The 17,185-nt window shown below is 72.3% G+C and carries 18 protein-coding genes and 3 pseudogenes; 10 read left to right on the top strand and 11 right to left on the bottom strand.

What is annotated here, in order from left to right:
- Positions 1-57: 57 nt before the first annotated feature.
- Positions 58-720, bottom strand: a complete 663-nt coding sequence (locus ACIBTS_RS15155; RefSeq protein WP_399319560.1) for a TetR/AcrR family transcriptional regulator — start codon at positions 718-720, stop codon at positions 58-60.
- Between the two features lie 63 nt (positions 721-783).
- Between ACIBTS_RS15155 and ACIBTS_RS15150 the strand changes: the two genes are divergently transcribed.
- Complete coding sequence (locus ACIBTS_RS15150; protein ID WP_399319558.1) at positions 784-1,410, top strand: class I SAM-dependent methyltransferase; 627 nt, start codon at positions 784-786, stop codon at positions 1,408-1,410.
- Between the two features lie 97 nt (positions 1,411-1,507).
- Here the strand turns inward: ACIBTS_RS15150 and ACIBTS_RS15145 are convergent, their stop codons facing one another.
- Positions 1,508-2,428, bottom strand: coding sequence for a recombinase family protein (locus ACIBTS_RS15145; protein WP_399319556.1), 921 nt, complete (start codon positions 2,426-2,428; stop codon positions 1,508-1,510).
- A gap of 288 nt (positions 2,429-2,716) precedes the next feature.
- Between ACIBTS_RS15145 and ACIBTS_RS15140 the strand changes: the two are divergent.
- Positions 2,717-3,160: pseudogene (locus ACIBTS_RS15140) on the top strand (helix-turn-helix domain-containing protein); the annotation flags it as partial.
- Between the two features lie 140 nt (positions 3,161-3,300).
- On the opposite strand, the gene ACIBTS_RS15135 reads toward ACIBTS_RS15140, so the two are convergent.
- Complete coding sequence (locus tag ACIBTS_RS15135; RefSeq protein WP_399319733.1) at positions 3,301-3,558, bottom strand: hypothetical protein; 258 nt, start codon at positions 3,556-3,558, stop codon at positions 3,301-3,303.
- Here ACIBTS_RS15135 and ACIBTS_RS15130 point away from each other — a divergent pair.
- Both ACIBTS_RS15130 and ACIBTS_RS15125 read left to right on the top strand, forming a co-directional pair.
- Positions 3,538-3,804: a hypothetical protein gene (locus ACIBTS_RS15130; RefSeq protein WP_399319723.1), complete on the top strand. Its 267-nt coding sequence runs from the start codon at positions 3,538-3,540 to the stop codon at positions 3,802-3,804. The two genes, ACIBTS_RS15135 and ACIBTS_RS15130, sit on opposite strands and share 21 nt — an antisense overlap.
- A gap of 15 nt (positions 3,805-3,819) precedes the next feature.
- Positions 3,820-4,386 (top strand): recombinase family protein, encoded by a 567-nt coding sequence (locus ACIBTS_RS15125; RefSeq protein ID WP_399319555.1) that lies wholly within the window; start codon positions 3,820-3,822, stop codon positions 4,384-4,386.
- A 32-nt stretch (positions 4,387-4,418) separates the two neighbouring features.
- Here the strand turns inward: ACIBTS_RS15125 and ACIBTS_RS15120 are convergent, their stop codons facing one another.
- Positions 4,419-4,958, bottom strand: coding sequence for a GNAT family N-acetyltransferase (locus ACIBTS_RS15120; protein WP_399319554.1), 540 nt, complete (start codon positions 4,956-4,958; stop codon positions 4,419-4,421).
- 118 nt (positions 4,959-5,076) lie between these two features.
- Here ACIBTS_RS15120 and ACIBTS_RS15115 point away from each other — a divergent pair.
- Together ACIBTS_RS15115 and ACIBTS_RS15110 are read left to right on the top strand one after the other, a co-directional pair.
- A pseudogene (locus ACIBTS_RS15115) lies at positions 5,077-5,376 on the top strand (recombinase family protein); the annotation flags it as partial.
- 71 nt (positions 5,377-5,447) lie between these two features.
- The gene (locus ACIBTS_RS15110) at positions 5,448-5,915 is read left to right on the top strand and encodes a recombinase family protein (protein ID WP_399319552.1); all 468 of its coding nucleotides are present in this window, start codon (positions 5,448-5,450) and stop codon (positions 5,913-5,915) included.
- Positions 5,916-6,038: 123 nt separating this feature from the next.
- Here ACIBTS_RS15110 and ACIBTS_RS15105 read toward each other — a convergent pair whose 3' ends face one another.
- The 5 genes from ACIBTS_RS15105 to ACIBTS_RS15085 form a co-directional block, all read right to left on the bottom strand.
- Positions 6,039-6,686 (bottom strand): response regulator, encoded by a 648-nt coding sequence (locus tag ACIBTS_RS15105; RefSeq protein ID WP_399319550.1) that lies wholly within the window; start codon positions 6,684-6,686, stop codon positions 6,039-6,041.
- Positions 6,683-7,885 (bottom strand): sensor histidine kinase, encoded by a 1,203-nt coding sequence (locus ACIBTS_RS15100; RefSeq protein ID WP_399319548.1) that lies wholly within the window; start codon positions 7,883-7,885, stop codon positions 6,683-6,685. Before ACIBTS_RS15100 ends, ACIBTS_RS15105 begins: the two co-directional genes overlap by 4 nt.
- Before the next feature lie 153 nt (positions 7,886-8,038).
- Positions 8,039-9,184: an ABC transporter substrate-binding protein gene (locus tag ACIBTS_RS15095; RefSeq protein WP_399319546.1), complete on the bottom strand. Its 1,146-nt coding sequence runs from the start codon at positions 9,182-9,184 to the stop codon at positions 8,039-8,041.
- Between the two features lie 187 nt (positions 9,185-9,371).
- Positions 9,372-10,361 carry a helix-turn-helix domain-containing protein gene (locus ACIBTS_RS15090; RefSeq protein WP_399319545.1) on the bottom strand — a complete coding sequence of 330 codons (990 nt, stop codon included), beginning with the start codon at positions 10,359-10,361 and terminating at the stop codon, positions 9,372-9,374.
- Between the two features lie 87 nt (positions 10,362-10,448).
- A complete protein-coding gene (locus ACIBTS_RS15085; RefSeq protein WP_319674238.1) occupies positions 10,449-11,423 on the bottom strand; it encodes an alpha/beta hydrolase in 975 nt (324 codons plus the stop codon).
- A gap of 258 nt (positions 11,424-11,681) precedes the next feature.
- Between ACIBTS_RS15085 and ACIBTS_RS15080 the strand changes: the two are divergent.
- Positions 11,682-11,897 (top strand): annotated as a pseudogene (locus ACIBTS_RS15080) (hypothetical protein); the annotation flags it as partial.
- Between the two features lie 19 nt (positions 11,898-11,916).
- Here the strand turns inward: ACIBTS_RS15080 and ACIBTS_RS15075 are convergent.
- On the bottom strand, positions 11,917-12,864 hold the full coding sequence (locus ACIBTS_RS15075) for an FkbM family methyltransferase (RefSeq protein WP_399319543.1): 948 nt from the start codon (positions 12,862-12,864) through the stop codon (positions 11,917-11,919).
- A 188-nt stretch (positions 12,865-13,052) separates the two neighbouring features.
- Positions 13,053-13,616 (bottom strand): NADPH-dependent FMN reductase, encoded by a 564-nt coding sequence (locus ACIBTS_RS15070; RefSeq protein WP_399319542.1) that lies wholly within the window; start codon positions 13,614-13,616, stop codon positions 13,053-13,055.
- A 118-nt stretch (positions 13,617-13,734) separates the two neighbouring features.
- On the opposite strand from ACIBTS_RS15070, the gene ACIBTS_RS15065 reads away from it, so the two are divergent.
- The 3 genes from ACIBTS_RS15065 to ACIBTS_RS15055 all read left to right on the top strand — a co-directional run bounded on the left by ACIBTS_RS15065 (position 13,735) and on the right by ACIBTS_RS15055 (position 17,162).
- A complete protein-coding gene (locus ACIBTS_RS15065; protein WP_399319540.1) occupies positions 13,735-14,391 on the top strand; it encodes a TetR/AcrR family transcriptional regulator in 657 nt (218 codons plus the stop codon).
- Between the two features lie 94 nt (positions 14,392-14,485).
- Positions 14,486-15,535, top strand: coding sequence for a LacI family DNA-binding transcriptional regulator (locus tag ACIBTS_RS15060; RefSeq protein WP_399319538.1), 1,050 nt, complete (start codon positions 14,486-14,488; stop codon positions 15,533-15,535).
- A gap of 190 nt (positions 15,536-15,725) precedes the next feature.
- Positions 15,726-17,162, top strand: a complete 1,437-nt coding sequence (locus ACIBTS_RS15055) for an aldehyde dehydrogenase family protein (protein ID WP_399319536.1) — start codon at positions 15,726-15,728, stop codon at positions 17,160-17,162.
- Positions 17,163-17,185 lie beyond the last annotated feature (23 nt).

Genomic DNA, 17,185 nt, shown 5'->3' with positions numbered 1-17,185 from the left:
TCAGCAGTAATTGGCGCGTGGTCTCTCGCCGGCGGCTGTCGCCGAAGGATCGGTGGCCTACTCGTGATCAGTGCAGAGGTGGGCAGTGAGGGCCGCGCAGGCCCACTCCTGCCAGGCCTCGGGGGACCAGCCCCGGTCGCGGACAAAGATCAGGTATAGCTCTGGGCTGAGCAGCCCGTACAACAGGTCGGCGGCGCGGGCGGTGTCGACGTCGGGGCGGGCGTCGGGTTTGGAGGTCAGTGTCTTCGCCGCGGCGTGCTGGACGGTGTAGCGCGGGTCCGGGCCGGCGGGCCACTGTGCGGCGATCTCCGGGTCGGTGGCCGCCGCAGCGGCGATCAGGGGCATGATCGGGGCGACTCGGCTGAGGATGTCGCGCACGCCCCGCACGTGAGCGCGCAGTTGCCCGGCCGCGGTGGGCTCGGCGCACGCGGCACGGAACCAGTCGCGGTCCATCGTGGCGACCGGTTCAGCGTCGCCCGCGATGGACATGTCGACGACGTCCTTGAACAACGCACGCTTGTTACGGAACACGAAGTACACGGTCTGAACAGCCACGCCAGCGCGATCCGCAACCTCCTGAAGGCTTGTCGCTCCGTACCCCTGCGCGACGAACAGGTCCCGCGCCGCCGCGACGATCTTCTCGCGGGTGCGCCGCGAACGCTCAGCCCGCTTGTCGGGGCGCTTGACGTTCTGTCCGTCGGATCCCTTGACCGCATCCATGCCGGGAGTCTATCTCTAGAGTCACTCACTAGAGTTAGACTCTAACTTCTTGGAGGGGTAGCGATGAGCGAGACTCGGACGGCTGCGGAGCTCGACCAAGAGGCGGCTGTGCGCCGCGCGTTGGAGGACTTCTACCGGGACGGCAAGCCGCCGTGGGACAGCGGCATCACGCCGTCCGAGCTCCTGGCCCTGATAGAGGGGCCCGGCGCGCTGACGCCAGGCCAGGTCCTCGAACTCGGCTGCGGCACCGGGACCAATGCGGTGTACCTGGCCCGGCACGGCTGGCGGGTGGCGGCCGTCGACCTGGTCGACCGCGCGGTCCGGCAGGCCAGGGAGAAGGCCGCCGCGGCCGGAGCGGACGTCACGGTGCTGTGCGGGGACGCCACCCGACTCGACGAGGTGGGCGTGCCCGGCCCGTACGACCTGTTCTTCGACCTGAGCTGCTACTGCGGGATTCCACCGCACCGCCGCGACGCCTACGCCGCCGGCCTCACCAAGCGCGCCGCCCCCGGCGCACGATTGCTGATGTTCGGGTACGGGCCCGGGTCGTTTGACGACTCGTGGTCCGGCGTCACTGCGGACGAACTCAGCGCCAGGTTCGCTGGGTGGCAGCTGGCCGACGTGACGCCCGGCACGAACCCGGTCCCGACTTTCTGGTTCACACTGCACCGCGCCGCCGCCGCGGCGTGAGCTCAGTCGCACCAGGCGGCTTCGCGCCGCGGACATCGCGCGCGGTCGTTCTCATAAATGTTCATCTGTGAGAGTTCTGCGACAGCCCCCGGATTGATCACGCTCCGGCTGTAGCGAGGGTGCTGACGCGGTTCTCATACTCCCGGCGGGCCTTGCGCTGGGCCGGGACGCCCTGGGCGCCGTCGAGGGGCTGGCAGTGGGCGAGGAGCTGGCGGTGGACCGCCGGGGTGGTGCTGACGCGCAGTGTGTAGCCCTGGCCGCGCCGTACGGTCACGCCGTGGTCGAGGGCGGCCCTCTCGGCGGGCTCCAGCTCTGCGGCGCGGAGGAAGTCGGCAACCTTGCCAGGCATGTCGAGGGTGACCGGCGGCTCTGGGGCCGAGGTGTCCGCATGGCCGACGGTGGTGTATTCAGGCATGAGGTCGGCGACAGCCGTGCGGATGGCGCCCCGGCTGACGCCGTGCTCGCGGGCCAAGGCGGCGATGGACCGGCCGCCCAGGTACGCCGTGCGCACGGCCTCGGCCTTCTCGGTCGCGATGGCAGGGCGGCGGCCACCCTTGCTGCCCTTGGCTTCGGCGGCCCGCAGCCCGTCGTACGTCAGCTCGCGCTGGAGATCGCGCTGGAGTTCACCAGCGGCGGCGAGGGTCTGAACCATGAACTTCACGGTGGACAGCAACTCTCCGGTGCGCGGGTGACGGGCGGTGAGGTCCATCACGGAGAACGCGCCGTCGTGGATGCGCAGGGCGAGACGATCGCGGTGGAGGACGTCGAGGACGTCGAGGATGTGCTGGGTGCCGCGCACAAGGCGGAACATCTCGGAGATGTGCACGGTGTCGCCCGGCCGCGCGTACGTCAGCAGCTCGCCGAACTTCGGCCGCTGAAGGGGGTGGAGGCGGCTGGAGGTGCCCGGGTCCTCCTCGAACGTCACCGGGTCCTCGATCCCGGCCTCGTCCAGGACGAGGTTCTGCCGGGCGGTCGACTGCTGGTCGGTCGAGACCCGCTTGTAGATCAGGTTCGCCATCGGGGCCCTTCCGCGCGGAGGAACGAAGCCTATCTGTCGTCAAACCCTGTCATCAATCACCATCGGATCGGATTGGATCGGCGCTGCCCCGGAGTCACAGAATGTCCGGGTTCATTGGATGCTTGCGGCGCCTGTCGGCAAAGGTTCGTTTGACGACACCATTCAGCCGGGGCGAGGAAGCCTGGGGCCGGCGGAACACAGTGCGGGGGCGCGAAAGTTCGCGGGCGCCGGTTTCGTGCGCCCGTGCGCCGGTGAAGGACAGCCCCGGCGGGCGGCACGCTGTTGGGCATGGCGACATCGCCCGTCAGCCTCGCGGCGCTGGGGAACCTGACCGGTTCTCAGCGCGAAGGAGCGATGCGCCGGTTCGCAGTGCTACGGCCTCACCTTGAGGACGGTGTCCCGCTGGCGTGGGCCGCCGCCGAGGCGGGCGTCGCCTGCCGGACCGCGCAGCGGTGGGCTGCCGCCTACCGGGATCGGGGTCCTTCCGGTCTCGTCCGCGCCCGGCGCTCGGACGCCGGGCACCGCCGTGTCCCGGAGGAACTTCGGCACTTGGTCGAAGGGCTGGCCCTGCGCCGACCGGCACCGCACCTGACGTGGGTGCACCGGCGGGTCGTCGAGGTCGCCAAGGACCAGGGCTGGCCGGTGCCCTCGTACAGCACGGTGTACTCCATCGTCCGCGCGCTCGACCCCGCCCTGGTGGTGCTCGCGCACGAGGGGGCCAAGCGGTACCGGAAGGTGTACGACTTGATCCACCGCCGAGAGGCCGAGGGCCCCAACGCCATCTGGCAGGCCGACCACACCCAGTTCGACCTGTGGGTGATCGCCCCCAGCGGCAGGCCTGTCCGGCCCTGGCTGACGGTCATCGAGGACGACTACTCCCGCGCGATCGCCGGGTACGCGGTCAACCTCGGTGCCCCCTCCGCGCTGAACACCGCGCTCGCACTGCGCCAGGCGATCTGGCGCAAGCCGGACCCGGCCTGGCACATCTGCGGCATCCCCACCATCTCGGTCTCGGCGGGCCGGACACGGCGGCGTGCTTCACGACGCGATCCGCCCGCAACACCGAGCTTCTCGTCGTCGACGAGGCCGACCGTCTCAAGACCCCGAGCCTGGAACAGATCCGGGACCACTACGACCGCACCGGCGTCGGCGTGGTCCTCATCGGCATGCCCGGGATCGAGAAGAGCCTCGCCCGCTACCCCCAGCTCTACAGCCGCGTCGGCTTCGTCCACCACTACCGGCCGCTCGCGCCGAACGAACAGCACCTCGTCCTCGCCCGGCACTGGCCCCACCTCGTCCTGGACGACCTTGGAGACTTCACCACCGCCGAAGTCGTGGAAACCGCCCGTGAATCCCTCGTCGTCGGAGTCCTGTGATGGCTGCCTGCCTCATTGGCTACGGGCTCTCCACCCTGCGCGACCCGCGCCCCGCCGAGGCTGGGTGCTCTCCTCGCCGCTGGGTGCCACTCAGTCTTCCTCGACATCACCCACCGCACCACCGGTCCGCGACCGGTCCGGGACGCGGCCTTCCGGCACGTCCGTCCCGGTGACTGCATCGTCATCGTGCGGCTCTCCAGGTTCGCCGCCGGCCTGCGCAACCTGCACGACCTGCTCCACCAGCTCGACGATGCACGCGTCGGACTGCGCTCCCTGGAAGAACCAATCGACACCACCGCGCCCGACGGCGACCTCGTCATCCGCGCAGTCGACGCCACCCTGCAACTCCAAGCCGCGTGGATCGCCGAAGTCACAACCGAGGGACAGACCGCCGCCCGTGCTCGCGGACAACGTCTTGGGTCCCCTCCCAAGCTCACCCCTGAACAGGCTGATCTCGCACGCCAGATGCATGCTGCGGGCCACCCCGCCCCCAGCATCGCCGCCATGCTCAAGGTCGCGACATCGACCATCTACCGCCTGGTACGGCAGCCCCCGGACGCCGTCGAGGACGACGAGAACTGACGGCTGGCACACCACCCCTTTCGAGCACGGGCTCAAGCGAACGGCGTGACCGGGGACCGCATGCCGAGCCACTGCTCGGCATCCCAGGCATGGAACCGCTCTACCTCGGCGAACCCCAGCTTTGCCGCGAGGCGCATCGAACCGACGTTGGCGGTCTGGGTGGCGAGCACCACCGGCTCGCCGGGAAGGACGCCGTCGAACCAATCGAGTGCCGCCGCGCACGCCTCGGCGGCATACCCGAATCCCCACGCCCGCGGCAGAAACAGGTAGCCGAGATCGACCTTCCCAGCAGCAGCCGCGCGACGATGCTCCGGTGCTCTCCTGAGCAGGATCTGGCCGATCATCGCCCCGTCGAGATCAACGACGAAACTCCCCGGCCACCGCTCGGGCACCCCGGGCAGCTCGCGCTCAAGCTCGTCACGCGGGCGGGGGCCGCCGAGGTAGGTGTGCACCTCTGGCGACGCCAGCAGCTCGATGAACGCCGCACGGTCCCGGGCCTCGGGCTCACGGAGCACGAGCCGCTCGGTCTTGATCGGGGCAGGTGGCCAGGTGACGGACCCTAGTTCAGTCATGGCGGGCAACCTATCGCGCGCCCGCAAACGCGCTTTCACAACTCCCGAACAAAGCCACGGCATCGGCGTCAGATACCGCTGAAGATTCAGCGACGTGAAGCTCTGAAGGTCACAGATCATGCCCATAAAACGGTGCCAGAAAGTCGTTGTGCTCAAGAACTTGAGCAGCACCCTTTTCTGTACGATCTGGCGGGTGCAGACACCCCAGGACGACGACACCGCCGACCTCCTCGCCCCCGTTCCGGCCGTACGGTCCGGCGGCCTCGTGGGATATGCACGCGTATCCACCAAGGGACAGTTGCTCGACCGGCAGATCCACGCCCTCACCGAAGCGGGCTGCATCCGGATGTTCGCCGACAAGAAGTTCGGCAAGAACGCCGAGCGCGAGGAATTGTGGAAGGCCCTCGACTACCCGCTCGAGGGCGACACCCTCGTCGTCCCGTCGCTGGACCGGCTCGGCCGTTCTATCCAGGACCTCACCCCGCGATCGTGTCCGGCCTGCGCAAGCGTGGCGTCGGCTTCACCTCGCTGCACGAGGCGCTCGACACGACCACGCCCGGCCAGCGCCTGGTCTTCCACGTCTTCGCGGCCCTGGCGGAGTTCATCCGCGAACTCATCGTCCAGGGCACCAATGAGGGCCTGGACGCCGCCCGCGCCCGAGGCGCCCGCCTCGGCCGCCCGCCGGCCATGACCGAAGAACAGGTACGCCACGCCCGCGACCTGCTCGCCCGCCCGGAGAACACCGTCACCTCGATCGCGAAGCTCCTCGGCGTCTCCCGCAACACCATCTACAACTACGTGCCCGAACTAAAGGTGCGGCGTCGGCCAGCGCCCTGCGGTAGACATCGGCGGTCGCCCGCGAGCAGGAGCCGTCCCGGTTCTTGCGCTCGGAGGGGAACAGCGGGGCGCCCGTCCTGGTGTGGTCGGCGTCGAAGTGGCCCCAGACGTCCTCGATGAACCACCGCAGGCCGACCGACCCGGCCCTCGCGCCGGAACAGGCCAAGGTCTGAGCCGCGGGAGACGACGAGGGGGCACCCGCGCTGCCGGGTGCCCCCTCGTGGTACGTCTCAGTCGTACGTCTCACGCGAGGTCCAGCAGCCCCCGGCGCACCGCCTCCGACACCGCGGCCGCGCGGTTGTCCGCGCCCAGCTTGCGGTAGACCCGCACGAGGTGCGTCTTGACGGTGGCCTCGCTCAGGAACAGGGCCTCGGCGATGGAACGGTTGCTCAGCCCGTCCGCCAGCAGCCGCACCACCTCCACCTCCCGACCACTCAACTCCCGCTCGAGAGTGGGCACTTGGGCGACCAGCTCACCCACCACGTCCGCGGCGAGGCCGAGCGCTCCGGCGGCCGCGCCGCGCACGGCCCGAAACAGCTCCTCGGGCGGACCGGCCTTCAGGACGTAGCCCCGCGCCCCCGCCTCCAGCGCCCGCACGACATCGACCCGCCCCGAGTAACTCGTCAGCATGACCACAGGGACGTCCGGCGCCACGGCCCGCAGTCTGCGCACCGCCTCGATCCCGTCGATCCCGGCCCCGCCGCCCGCGAACCGCAGATCCATCAGCACCACGTCCGGGACCAGCGCAGCCGCCAGCCGCACCGCCTCCTCCCCGGCGCCCGCCTCGGCGACCACCTCCAGGTCCTGCTCACCCTCCAGCAGCGCGCGCAGCCCGGCCCGGACGACGGCGTGGTCGTCCGCCAGCAGCAGACGCAACACGGCGCCGGTCACCGGGCGGCCACCGCACTCGGCGCGCCCGCCGGCGGCCGGACCGGCGACGACGTGGGCACCGTGGCCCGCACCCAGGTACCCCGTCTGGGCGCGCTGCCGACCTCCAGATCGCCGCCGCACTCGCGCAGCCGGGTCCGGGCCGCCGGAAGTCCGAGCCCGCGGCCCGGACCCGAAGCGAAGGCGCCCCGGCCCGTGTCGAACCCCGCTCCGTCGTCCCGTACTTCGAGCTCCACCCGGTCGGCGTGCCCGTGCAGGGTGACCAGGACGTTTCCGGCGCGGGCGTGTTCGCGCACGTTGGCCAGGGTGCTCTGGGCGACCCGGAACAGGGTCGCGGCCGTCCGGCCGTCCACGGCGGGGCGGGGTGCGCCCCGCGACCGGAACCGCACCCGGGCCGCCGCCCCTTCCGCCTGCGCGCGAGCGCACAGCAGCCGCAGCGCGCCTTCCAGACCGGCCTCGTCGACGGCGGACGGCGTCAGGTCGCGGATGATCCTGCGGGTCTCCGCGAGGTTGGCGTGCAGACCGTCGGCGACGGCCCGGACCCGGGTCCGCGCCACGTCCGGACGGGCGTCCCAGTCACGCTCCGCCGCCTGCAGCAGCATGACGCCGCCGGCGAGTTCCTGGGCCAGTGTGTCGTGCAGGTCCCGGGCGATCCGGGTCCGTTCCGCCAGCACCCCGGCCTCACGCTGCTGCCGGGCGAGCACGTCCCGGGTGCCGCGCAACTCCTCCACGAGCCGCAGCCGTTCGGCGGCGTCGCGCTGCTGAGCGCGGTAGAGGGCCACGGTGCCCCACACGGCGGCCACCGGGATCAGCGCGAACTCCAGGTCGAACTGGTTGGCGCTGCGCTTGAGTTGAGCGGCGAGAACAAGACTGAGCACGGCCACCGCCACCCCGGCCGTCCGGGGACCGAGCACCCGCAGCGCAGCGCAGGCCAGCGGCACCGCACACCACGCGTAGGCGGCCGTGAGCGAGCCGGGGGCGAGGAGAACGAGGGCGGTCCACAACGCCAGCAGCGCCCCCACCCACACGGGACGGCCGTACCGTCCGAGCCGGTCCCCGGCGGCCAGCCCGCCCGCGTAGACGACCGCGAGCAGCCCGCTGACGGTCACGATGTCCCAGCACAGCCCGATTCTGAGCTGCTCGAGCCGGACCAGTCCGGCGCCGACGACGAGGAAGAACGTCAGATGGGAGACATGGTCCAACGCCGACCGGCTCCCGCGGACGGTCCTCGTGGAGGAAGGGACGGGAGCGCGGTCGGGCACGGCGGAACCCCTTGGACGATGATCCGTTCGAACAGGGGTGCCGAGTCTAGCCGTCGGCTGTATGGACCGCGTGAGGGTCGCGGACGCCGTCCGTCACGCCCCCGGGTGCAGCCCGAGCACGCCCGGCGTGGGGTCGCCCTCGACCTCGCCGAAGTACAGGGCGAACGTCTGCTTCAGACGCTCCACCTCGGCCCGGTCGGACATGAAGCGAGGGAAGCCGTCCAGGTTGCCGTTGGCGTACTCCCAGATCGGCTTCAGACCGGTCGGGGGAGTGATGTCGGTGCGCACCGACCAGCCGCTGGACGACTGAGTGGCCGTGGACAGCTGCCAGTTGAGGTAGAGCTTGGCGGCCGTGGAGTTCTTCGCCGCCTTGAGGATCGCAGCCCGCTGGCCCCAGGACATGAAGGGGGTGTCGTCCGATATGACGAGCTTCACCGGGCCGGTCGACAGGGGCGAGCCGGAGCCGCCGACGCCGATCGCGTGGGTGCCGGCGCGGACGGCCGCACCGGGGGAGTTGCTGCCGCGGGCGAACCGCACGTCCTGGGCGGCGAGTTTCGCCACCCAGTCCCAACCGTAGTGCTTGACGTACAGCGAGTACAGGAAGAGAACCGCGTCGTCGTCGTGCGGGTAGGACGAGGCGATCTTCCCCTTCCAGCCGGCGTCGACCAGGTCCAGCGGGGTGCGCGGCGCGTCCGAACCGACCGCGGCCGTCCCGTACATGAAGCTGAACGCGATCGCGCCGATCGCGACCCAGGCGCCCTGCGGGTCCTTGAAGGCGTCATACACCTTGGAGAACCCGGCGGGCCTGTAGTGCAGCAGCCGCCCCTGGGACTTCCAGCGGACGAAGTCCTGGAGCGTCTGGAGCTGGACGACGTCGGGGACGAGGGTGCGGGTGGCGAACTGGTTGTCGACGCGCACGTCGTGGTACTTGCTGTAGTCCACGACCAGCGTGAGATCGATGCCGGGGAAGGCCTTCAGGAAGGCAGCCTTGGTGCCGTCCTGCTGGGTCGGGGTGTCCCCGCCGGCGTAGACGACGAGCTTGCCGCCTTCCGCGAGCGCGGCCTGGTACAGCTCGTCGAGCGACCTGCTCTCCTCCGCGCCGGAGCCGGTCCGGCGGGGGGACGTGGACGACGTGGTCGCGGTGGACGCGGACGCGGGGGCGGCGCCGAGGGCGCCGAGGCCGAGGGCGGCACCCGCCCCGGTCGCGAGGAGACGCCTTCTGCTGGGGAATCCGGACATGGTGGGGAGACCTCTCAGGACTCGGAGGGGGGTGAGGACCGGGCGCCACGGTCGAGGTCGAGTCTGCCGGGCCCGACGGCCGGTCCGCGTCGTCCGGACGGCGCGGATGACGGGCGTACGGTCGAATCCCCGTTCAACCGATCGGTTGAACGCCCCCTGCGGCCGCCTCGCCCTCGCAGGAGCGCCGCTACGGCCGCGCCAGCCGCTGCATCGTCAGCGCGAGGTGCAGCCGCAGCCGGCCCTGGGGTGTGCGCACCGGCCACCCCAGCAGATGCTCGGCGTGCACCAGCCGGTCCTGGAGGGTGGAGTGGTGGACGTTCGCCTCGACGGCCGCCGCCCGCAGACTCGCCGTGGCGGTGACGGCATACAGGGTGGCGAGCAGCCAGGGGGCGTCCGCGGCGGCCGCCTCGACCGCGTGGACGTCCGGCGGCGGCTCGGCACCCGGCACGACGAGGTCGGCCAGCAGGGCGACGCCGCCGAGCTCGTCGGCGTACACGACCCGGGGCCCGGGATCCTGCGCGGTGCCGTCCGCGGTGAAGCGGAGCGCGGTGCGGGCCGCGGCCCAGGAGCGGGGCAGGTCCGGCACCGGCACGGCGGGCCCGACACCGGCCCGGCCGGCGGGCACCGCGTCCCGGGCGTCCGCGGGCAGCACCCGGGGCCGGCCGCCTGGGGTGGCCAGCGCGCGGGCCGGTGCGGCGGGGTCGAGGCCCAGCCGGCGGGCCGCATGCCGCCGGGCCGGCTCGGCGGCCGTGGCGTCGAGGAGGGTCTCGACGAGCGCGGGATCGTCGAGCGGGGCCCGTCCGCGCGTGCGGTCGAGGACCAGACGTGCCGCGCCGGCCGCCCGTTCCAGGATCACCGCGTCCACGACGCTGGGCACGGCGCCGGTGCGTTCCAGCCACAGCGCGGGAGCGCCGTCGGGCGTCAGACCGGTGGACGGCCAGGCCGGGTCCGGCGGCAGGTCCGTGTCCCGGCGGGCGCCGTCGGCCTCCACCCGGATCCGCACCCGCCGGTCGGCGTCGACGAGCCGCGCGGGCACCCCGGCCAGCACCGCGGCCCCGCGCACCAGCGCCTCCACTCCGGCCCGCGACTCGGCGAGCCGGTCGAAGTAGGCGATGACCTGCACGGCGGCTCCGGCGTCCGGGTCCAGCGCCGTCAGGCGCCCGGCCAGCTCTTTCATACGGCCATGATGCGCCACGCGGGCCCGCCGAGGAACGGACCGCCTCGGATCCGCACCCGGTACCGGCGGCCGGGCCGCCCGCGGGAGTCACTCGGCGAGCAGCCTGCGCAGCCAGTCCAGGTGGGCCGCGCGGGCCGACCGGGACAGCGCGGCCTGCGGCGCGAAGCCGTCGAAGCCGTGGAAACCGCCCGGCCAGACGTGGAGTTCCGCGATCCCGCCGGCCTGCCAGATCCGGGTGGCGTAGGCGACGACCTCGTCCCGGAAGGTCTCGGCGGAGCCCACGTCGAGGAAGGCCGGGGGCAGCCCGGACAGGTCCTCGGCGCGGGCCGGCGCCGCGTACGGAGAGACGTCCGGTCCGCCGCGCCGCTCGCCGAGCAGGGCGCCCCACCCGGTCTCGTTGGCCGTGCGGTCCCAGACGCCGAGGCCCGCCATCTGGTGGCTGGAGGGGGTGTCGTTGCGGTCGTCCAGCATGGGGCACATCAGCATCTGGCCGAGCGGCCGCGGGCCGCCCCGGTCGCGCAGCAGCAGGGCGAGTGCCGCGCTGAGGCCGCCGCCCGCACTCGCTCCGGCGATCACGATCCGCTCCGGGTCTCCGCCCAGTTCCTTGGCGTGCTCCGCCGTCCACAGCAGACCGGCGTACACGTCCTCGACGGGCGCCGGATGCGGGTGTTCGGGCGCCAGCCGGTACTCCACGGACACCACCACCATGTCCAGTTCCCGCGCCCAGTCGAGGGCGACGTCCACCCCGACCCGGTTGTTGCCCAGGACCATGCCGCCGCCGTGCACGTGGTAGACGACCGGACGCGGCCGGTCGGGGGCCGGCGAGGTGGGCCGGCAGATCAGCAGCGAGATCTCGGCGGCGCCCTCGGGGCCGGGCACCGTGCGGTCCTCGACCTCGAAGGCGCCGTCCGCGGTCAGGTCGAGCTCGGCGAGCAGTTCGATCCCCGGTCCCTGCCGGATGACCTCGATGTCCTCGGGGGCCATCCCCGGTTGGATCATCTCCTTGATCAGTTCCAGGGCGGCGGCGAGTTCGGGGTCGAAGGGCGGCGGCACGTACGTCATGGGCTTCTCCTCACGCGAAACGCGGATGCGCGGCGGCTCGTACGGCTCATGATCGGCGCATCCGCCGTCCTGGTGGGCGCCGCCGTACGGCGGAACCTGCCCGCCGTTCGGCGGGTGACGCCCGTCTCCACCCGCGCAGCTTGCCAGGCCATGACCCTTTGTTCACTTACGCGGGATGGAAAGGAACAAACCGGACGTCTCGGTCGGGGAGGCCGGCATCTGGACGGTCGTCTGGGTCGTCCTGGCCTGTCCTGACCATGGGCCGAGCAGAACGGCGAGCGGGTCATGACCCCGATGCTGGTCGTGATGCTGGCGATCGGCTCCACCGACGTGCTGTTCGCCCTCGTCCCGGAGATCGGCATCCCGTTCTCCCTGGGCTGCATCGTGCTGGTCCTCGCGGTCACGACGCTCACCAGCCTGCGGGCCGCCAACCGCCAGGAGGCAGCGGGAGAGGCCGCGGCGGAGCCCGAGACCGGGGCCCTGCGGGACGGTTCTACGGCGGAGGCGCCGCGTCCGCGCGCATCAGCACGCAGTCGAACTCGATCACCCGGCCGGTGGTCGCCTCGCGGGTCACGGGGTACATGCCGGTGATGCCGAACCCGGCGGCCTCGTACACCGCGACGGCCTCGCCCATGCCGGGGCTGCCCTCGTACAGCTTCAGCACGGCGACCTCGGACTGCATCCCCGCGAACTCCGCGATCCGCTCCCCGGCCCCGGCGAACACCTCCAGGTCATAGCCCTGGGTGTCCATCTTCAGGTAGGGGCGCGGTTCGGCGAGGCCCTCCAGCGCCTCGTCCATGACCTCCGCCAGCCGGCGGACGCGGATCTCCTCGGTTTCGGCCTTCGCGAACCGGCTGTAGCGGCCCTTGCCGTAGTCGCTCGCCGACAGCAGGGAGTTCATCGTCTGCCAGCCGACGTGGATCTCCGCCGTCGTCTCCTCGCGGCCCAGCCCGCACCGGTACACGTGCCAGTCGGGGTCGTGCGCGGCGGCCTTCTCCAGCCGGGCGAAGGTCTCGGACGTCGGCTCGAAGGACACGATCCGGCCGGTGTAGCCGAGCCCGCGCAGCCGCTTGGCGTACTGGCCGGTGTTGGCGCCGACGTCGAAGACGCAGTTCACACCGTAGAGCTCCAGCATCGCGGCGACGTGCTGGGTGCAGAGGTATTCGGCGGCCGCCAGCTGCAGTCTGCGCTCGTCGAGCCGCTCCGGAGCGTCCATGAGGAGCAGGGTGGCGGTGTCGCCCAGCCGCACGGCGGCGCCCCGGGCGACCCCGGCCCGCGCGCCGTCTCCCGTCCGCCGCAGCACCCAGGTGTCCTTGTCCGCACGGGTCGCCTCGTACGGGCCGCCGCCCCGCGAGACCACCGCCGTACCCGGCCCGAGATCGGTCACCCGGACGCCGGCACGGGGCATCAGGTCGAGCAGTCGTCGATAAAGGGTGCGCATCTCCCCACCCCTATCAGACATGACCGGAAAACGTCTGCAGTTTGACCGACATTCGCGGTCGACGGCGGCGAGGCGACCGGCGGCTGCCGGTGGTGCCGGGCAGGTCCGAAGGCCGCGCAACGTCAGCGGGGCCCGGAAAACCGCTCCGGACCCCGTTCGTGCCTGAGTGCCGCGTGGCGTCAGCGCATTCAGGCGGCCGCGACCTCGCCCGCGTGCCCGTGCAGCCGGGCCACGACCTCGGTCAGCTGGGCGGCGACCTCGGTGTCGTCGACCGGGTGGGTCTCGGCGAAGCGGGTCAGGGAGCCCGGGATGGACAGCTTCAGGTCCTCGATGACCTTGCCGCCGGCGATGCCCACGGCCTTGCGGGCCTCGTCCTGCGCCCATACGCCGCCGAACTGGCCGAACGCGGTGCCGACCACGGCGACGGGCTTGCCGCCGAAGGCGCCGGCGCCGTAGGGGCGCGACAGCCAGTCGATGGCGTTCTTCAGGACGGCCGGGATGGTGCCGTTGTACTCGGGGGAGAAGAGCAGGAAGGCGTCGGCGGCCTGGGCGGCCTCACGCAGCTTGGCGGCGGTGGCCGGGACGCTGCCTTCGACGTCGAGGTCCTCGTTGTAGAAGGGGATCTCGGCCAGGCCCTCGAAGAGGTCGACCTCGGCGCCCTCGGGAGCGACCTTGACGGCCGCCTCGGCGAGCTGGCGGTTGGTCGAACCGGCGCGGAGGCTGCCGACGAGCGCGAGGATGCGGACAGACATGGGTACTCCCAGAGGCTGAAACATTGCTGTTAGGAATCCGGACCGAGGTCCGTTTAATGTTCTAGCACCCCAACCGGACCGCGGTCCAGTTTCATTCCCGGTGCTTTACGCTGAGTTCATGTCCGCCCTGCTGCCGCCCTGTCCGGATCCCGAGGAGACCACTGGCGAGCCCGAGCTGCTGCAACTCGGTTCGCCGGACGACGAGCCGTGCCTGCGCGCCGACGCGGCCCGCAACCGGGCCAGGCTGCTGTGTGCCGCCGCGCGGCTGATCGCCGAGCACGGGGCCGCCGGAGTCACGATGGAAGCGGTGGCGACGGCCGCGAACGTGGGCAAGGGCACCGTGTTCCGCCGCTTCGGCGACCGCACCGGACTGCTCACCGCGCTGCTGGACCACTCCGAGAAGATGTTCCAGGCCGCGTTCCTGAGCGGCCCCGCGCCGTTGGGGCCGGGCGCGCCGCCCGTGGAGCGGCTGAGGGCCTTCGGCGTTGCCCTGCTGCGGCGCGCCGTCGACGAGCTGGACCTGCAGCTCGCCGCCGAGCCCAGCCCGGAGCGCCGCTACTCCGTGCCCGTGCGCCGTGTCCACCACAGTCACCTGATGATGCTGCTGCGGCAGGCGGTGCCCGACGCGGACGCCGAACTGCTCGCCCACACGCTGATGGGGTACCTCAACCCCGTTCTCGTCCACCACCTGACCCGGCAGTGCGGGCTGCCGCCGGCGCGGCTCGAGGCCGGCTGGAGCGACCTGGTCGACCGGGTGACGTCGATCCCGGCGTGAGCCGAAGAGGACACGACCGGTCAACTCTGGTCGGCGGCGGCCCCTCGCATTTCGACGTCCCCCGCCCGGAACCCCGCCCACGGCTTCTGCCAAGATGCCGTACGTCATGGTGCAGATACCGAACACGCCCGCGCCGACGAAGTCGCCGGCGCCCCGCCCCGTGCCCACCAGCGCCGACGTGGCCCGCCTGGCCGGCGTCTCGCGCGCGACCGTCTCCTACGTCCTGAACAACACCAGTGCCGTACGGATCAGCGAGCCCACCCGCCGCCGTGTTCAAGAAGCCGCCAAGGAACTCGGCTACGTGCCGCACGCTGCCGCCCGCACCCTGCGCGCCGGACACAGCAGGATGGTCCTGATGCCCACCCTGCCCGTCCCGGCCGGCCACCTCTACAGCCAGTTCGTGCACGACTTCCAGGGGGCGCTCAGCCGCCTCGACTACACCGTCGTCCAGTACGGCACCACCGGTCTGCACGGCGACGCCGCCGCCCGCGCCTGGGCCGAACTGCGGCCCGTCGCCGTGCTGGTGCCCACCCCCGGCATCGGCCCGGAGGGGGTCGCCGTCCTCAAGCGGTCCGGCGCCCGGGCCGTGGTGACCCTCAGCCCCGTGGCCGTCGAGGGCGCCCGCTCGGTGCGCCTCGACCACGCCGACGTCGGCCACAGCGCCGCCACACACCTGTACGCCCGCGGCCGCCGCCGGATTGGTGTGGTCGTCCCCGAGGAGCCCGGCATGGAGGTGTTCTCCACGCCCCGACTCGCCGGCGCCCGCGCGGCCCTGCACGGCACCGACGCCACCGTCGCCGAGCTGCCGCTCGTCTACACGGAGGAGTCCGCGGCCGCCCTCGCCGCCCGGTGGCGGGGCCTCGGCCTGGACGCCGTGTTCGCCTACAACGACGAGTACGCCATGCTGCTGATGCGCGCCCTGCAGGACGAGGGCTTACGCGTACCGCAGGATGTGGCCGTGATCGGCGCCGACGACCTCGTGCTCGGCCGGCTGCTGCGGCCCCGGCTCAGCACCGTCCGCATCGAGCTGCCCTCGGGCCGCGACCTCGCCTGGCTGCTCGACGAGGCGGTCCGCGACCCCACGGCCGCCCAGGTGTCCCACGAACAGTGCGCAGCCACGGTCGTGCACCGCGACTCCAGTTGACCCATGATCCGTCGGCTGTGTCCTCAGGTCCCCGGCAGGACACATGACTAGGATGTTGCACGCTCAACCAGATGGGATGCGCGGTTCACCGCATCCCGCACGCCGCCGCCCAACTGGCGGCGACCGCACGGGACTTCCGCTTTCCCGTGCGAGCCGTCAGTCCCGTGGGTCCACTGATCGGAGAGCCGTCATGCCGTTGCTCGACCCCCAGACCTGGCAGTCCCGCCCCCTCTCGGGCCCCCAGCACACCGTGACCGAGCCCGCCACCGGCGACGCGCTGGGCACGGTCGTCCTGGCGAGCGGCGCGGACGTCGGCCCGGCCGCCGAGGCCGCCCGCGCCGCACAGGCCGAGTGGGGGCGCCTTCCCCACTTCGTGCGCGCCGGAGTGCTGCGCAAGGCCGGCGACCTGTTCGCCGCGCACGCCGACGAACTGCGCGACTGGATCGTCCGCGAGTCCGGCTCCATCCCCGGCAAGGCCGACTTCGAACTGCACGTCGCCGCCCAGGAGTGCTACGAGGCCGCCGCCCTCGCCTCCCGCCCGGCCGGCCAGGTCCTGCCCAGCGAGGCGCCCCGGCTGTCGTACACCCGGCGGGTCCCCGTCGGCGTGGTGGGCGTGATCTCCCCGTTCAACGCCCCGCTGATCCTGTCGATCCGCTCCGTCGCCCCCGCCCTCGCGCTCGGCAACGCGGTCGTCCTCAAGCCGGACCCGCGCACCGCGGTGTGCGGCGGCCTCTCGCTGGCCGCGGTCTTCGCGGAGGCGGGCCTGCCCGAGGGCCTGCTGCACGTCCTCCCGGGCGGCGCCGAGACCGGCGCGGCCCTGGTCGCCGACCCGCACGTCCCGGTGATCTCCTTCACCGGCTCCACCGCGGCCGGCCGCGCCGTCGGCGAGGCCGCCGGACGCCACCTCAAGCGCGCCCACCTCGAACTCGGCGGCAACTCCGCCATGATCGTGCTCGCGGACGCCGACCTCGACGCGGTGATCTCCACGGCCGCCTGGGGCTCCTTCTTCCACCAGGGCCAGGTCTGCATGACCACCGGCCGCCACCTGGTGCACGCCTCCCTCTACGAGGAGTACGTCGAGCGGCTCGCGGCGAAGGCCGACGCCCTCGCCGTCGGTGACCCGCACCGCGCTCAGGTGCACCTCGGCCCGCTCATCGACGGCGGCCAACTCGCCAAGGTGCACGGCCTGGTGGAGGCCAGCACGGCGGCCGGCGCGAAGCTCGCCGCGGGCGGCACGCACGAGAACCTCTTCTACCGGCCGACGGTCCTCGCGGGCGTCGACGACACCACCCCCGCCTACGCGGAGGAGGTCTTCGGCCCGGTGGCCCCGGTGCGCCCCTTCCACACGGCGGACGAGGCGGCGGCCCTGGCCGCGCGCAGCTCCTACGGCCTCGCGCTCGGCATCGTCACCCGGGACGCCGCCCGCGGCCTCGACCTCGCCGAGCGCATCCCCACCGGCATCGTGCACATCAACGACCAGACGGTGAACGACGAGGCCGTGGCGCCCTTCGGCGGGGTCGCCGCCTCCGGCACCGGCGCCCGCTTCGGCGGCGAGGCCAACCTGGAGGCCTTCACCGACGTGCGCTGGACGACGGTGCGCGGGGACGTGGCGCCGTACCCGTTCTAGGAGAACGGACCCGGGGCCGGACC

It is taken from the genome of Streptomyces sp. NPDC050121 (assembly GCF_044460385.1).
In the GTDB taxonomy this organism is placed as follows: Bacteria; Actinomycetota; Actinomycetes; order Streptomycetales; family Streptomycetaceae; genus Streptomyces; species Streptomyces soliscabiei.
This window is presented reverse-complemented; position numbering and strand designations above follow the sequence as displayed.

Coding starts and splice junctions, on each gene's coding strand:
- ACIBTS_RS15055 (WP_399319536.1), top strand. CDS start 15,726: ATGCCGTTGCTCGACCCCCAGACCTGGCAGTCCCGCCCCCTCTCGGGC.
- ACIBTS_RS15090 (WP_399319545.1), bottom strand. CDS start 10,361: ATGAAAGAGCTGGCCGGGCGCCTGACGGCGCTGGACCCGGACGCCGGA.
- ACIBTS_RS15150 (WP_399319558.1), top strand. CDS start 784: ATGAGCGAGACTCGGACGGCTGCGGAGCTCGACCAAGAGGCGGCTGTG.
- ACIBTS_RS15070 (WP_399319542.1), bottom strand. CDS start 13,616: ATGTCTGTCCGCATCCTCGCGCTCGTCGGCAGCCTCCGCGCCGGTTCG.
- ACIBTS_RS15085 (WP_319674238.1), bottom strand. CDS start 11,423: ATGACGTACGTGCCGCCGCCCTTCGACCCCGAACTCGCCGCCGCCCTG.
- ACIBTS_RS15120 (WP_399319554.1), bottom strand. CDS start 4,958: ATGACTGAACTAGGGTCCGTCACCTGGCCACCTGCCCCGATCAAGACC.
- ACIBTS_RS15095 (WP_399319546.1), bottom strand. CDS start 9,184: ATGTCCGGATTCCCCAGCAGAAGGCGTCTCCTCGCGACCGGGGCGGGT.
- ACIBTS_RS15075 (WP_399319543.1), bottom strand. CDS start 12,864: ATGCGCACCCTTTATCGACGACTGCTCGACCTGATGCCCCGTGCCGGC.
- ACIBTS_RS15155 (WP_399319560.1), bottom strand. CDS start 720: ATGGATGCGGTCAAGGGATCCGACGGACAGAACGTCAAGCGCCCCGAC.
- ACIBTS_RS15145 (WP_399319556.1), bottom strand. CDS start 2,428: ATGGCGAACCTGATCTACAAGCGGGTCTCGACCGACCAGCAGTCGACC.
- ACIBTS_RS15060 (WP_399319538.1), top strand. CDS start 14,486: ATGCCGTACGTCATGGTGCAGATACCGAACACGCCCGCGCCGACGAAG.
- ACIBTS_RS15065 (WP_399319540.1), top strand. CDS start 13,735: ATGTCCGCCCTGCTGCCGCCCTGTCCGGATCCCGAGGAGACCACTGGC.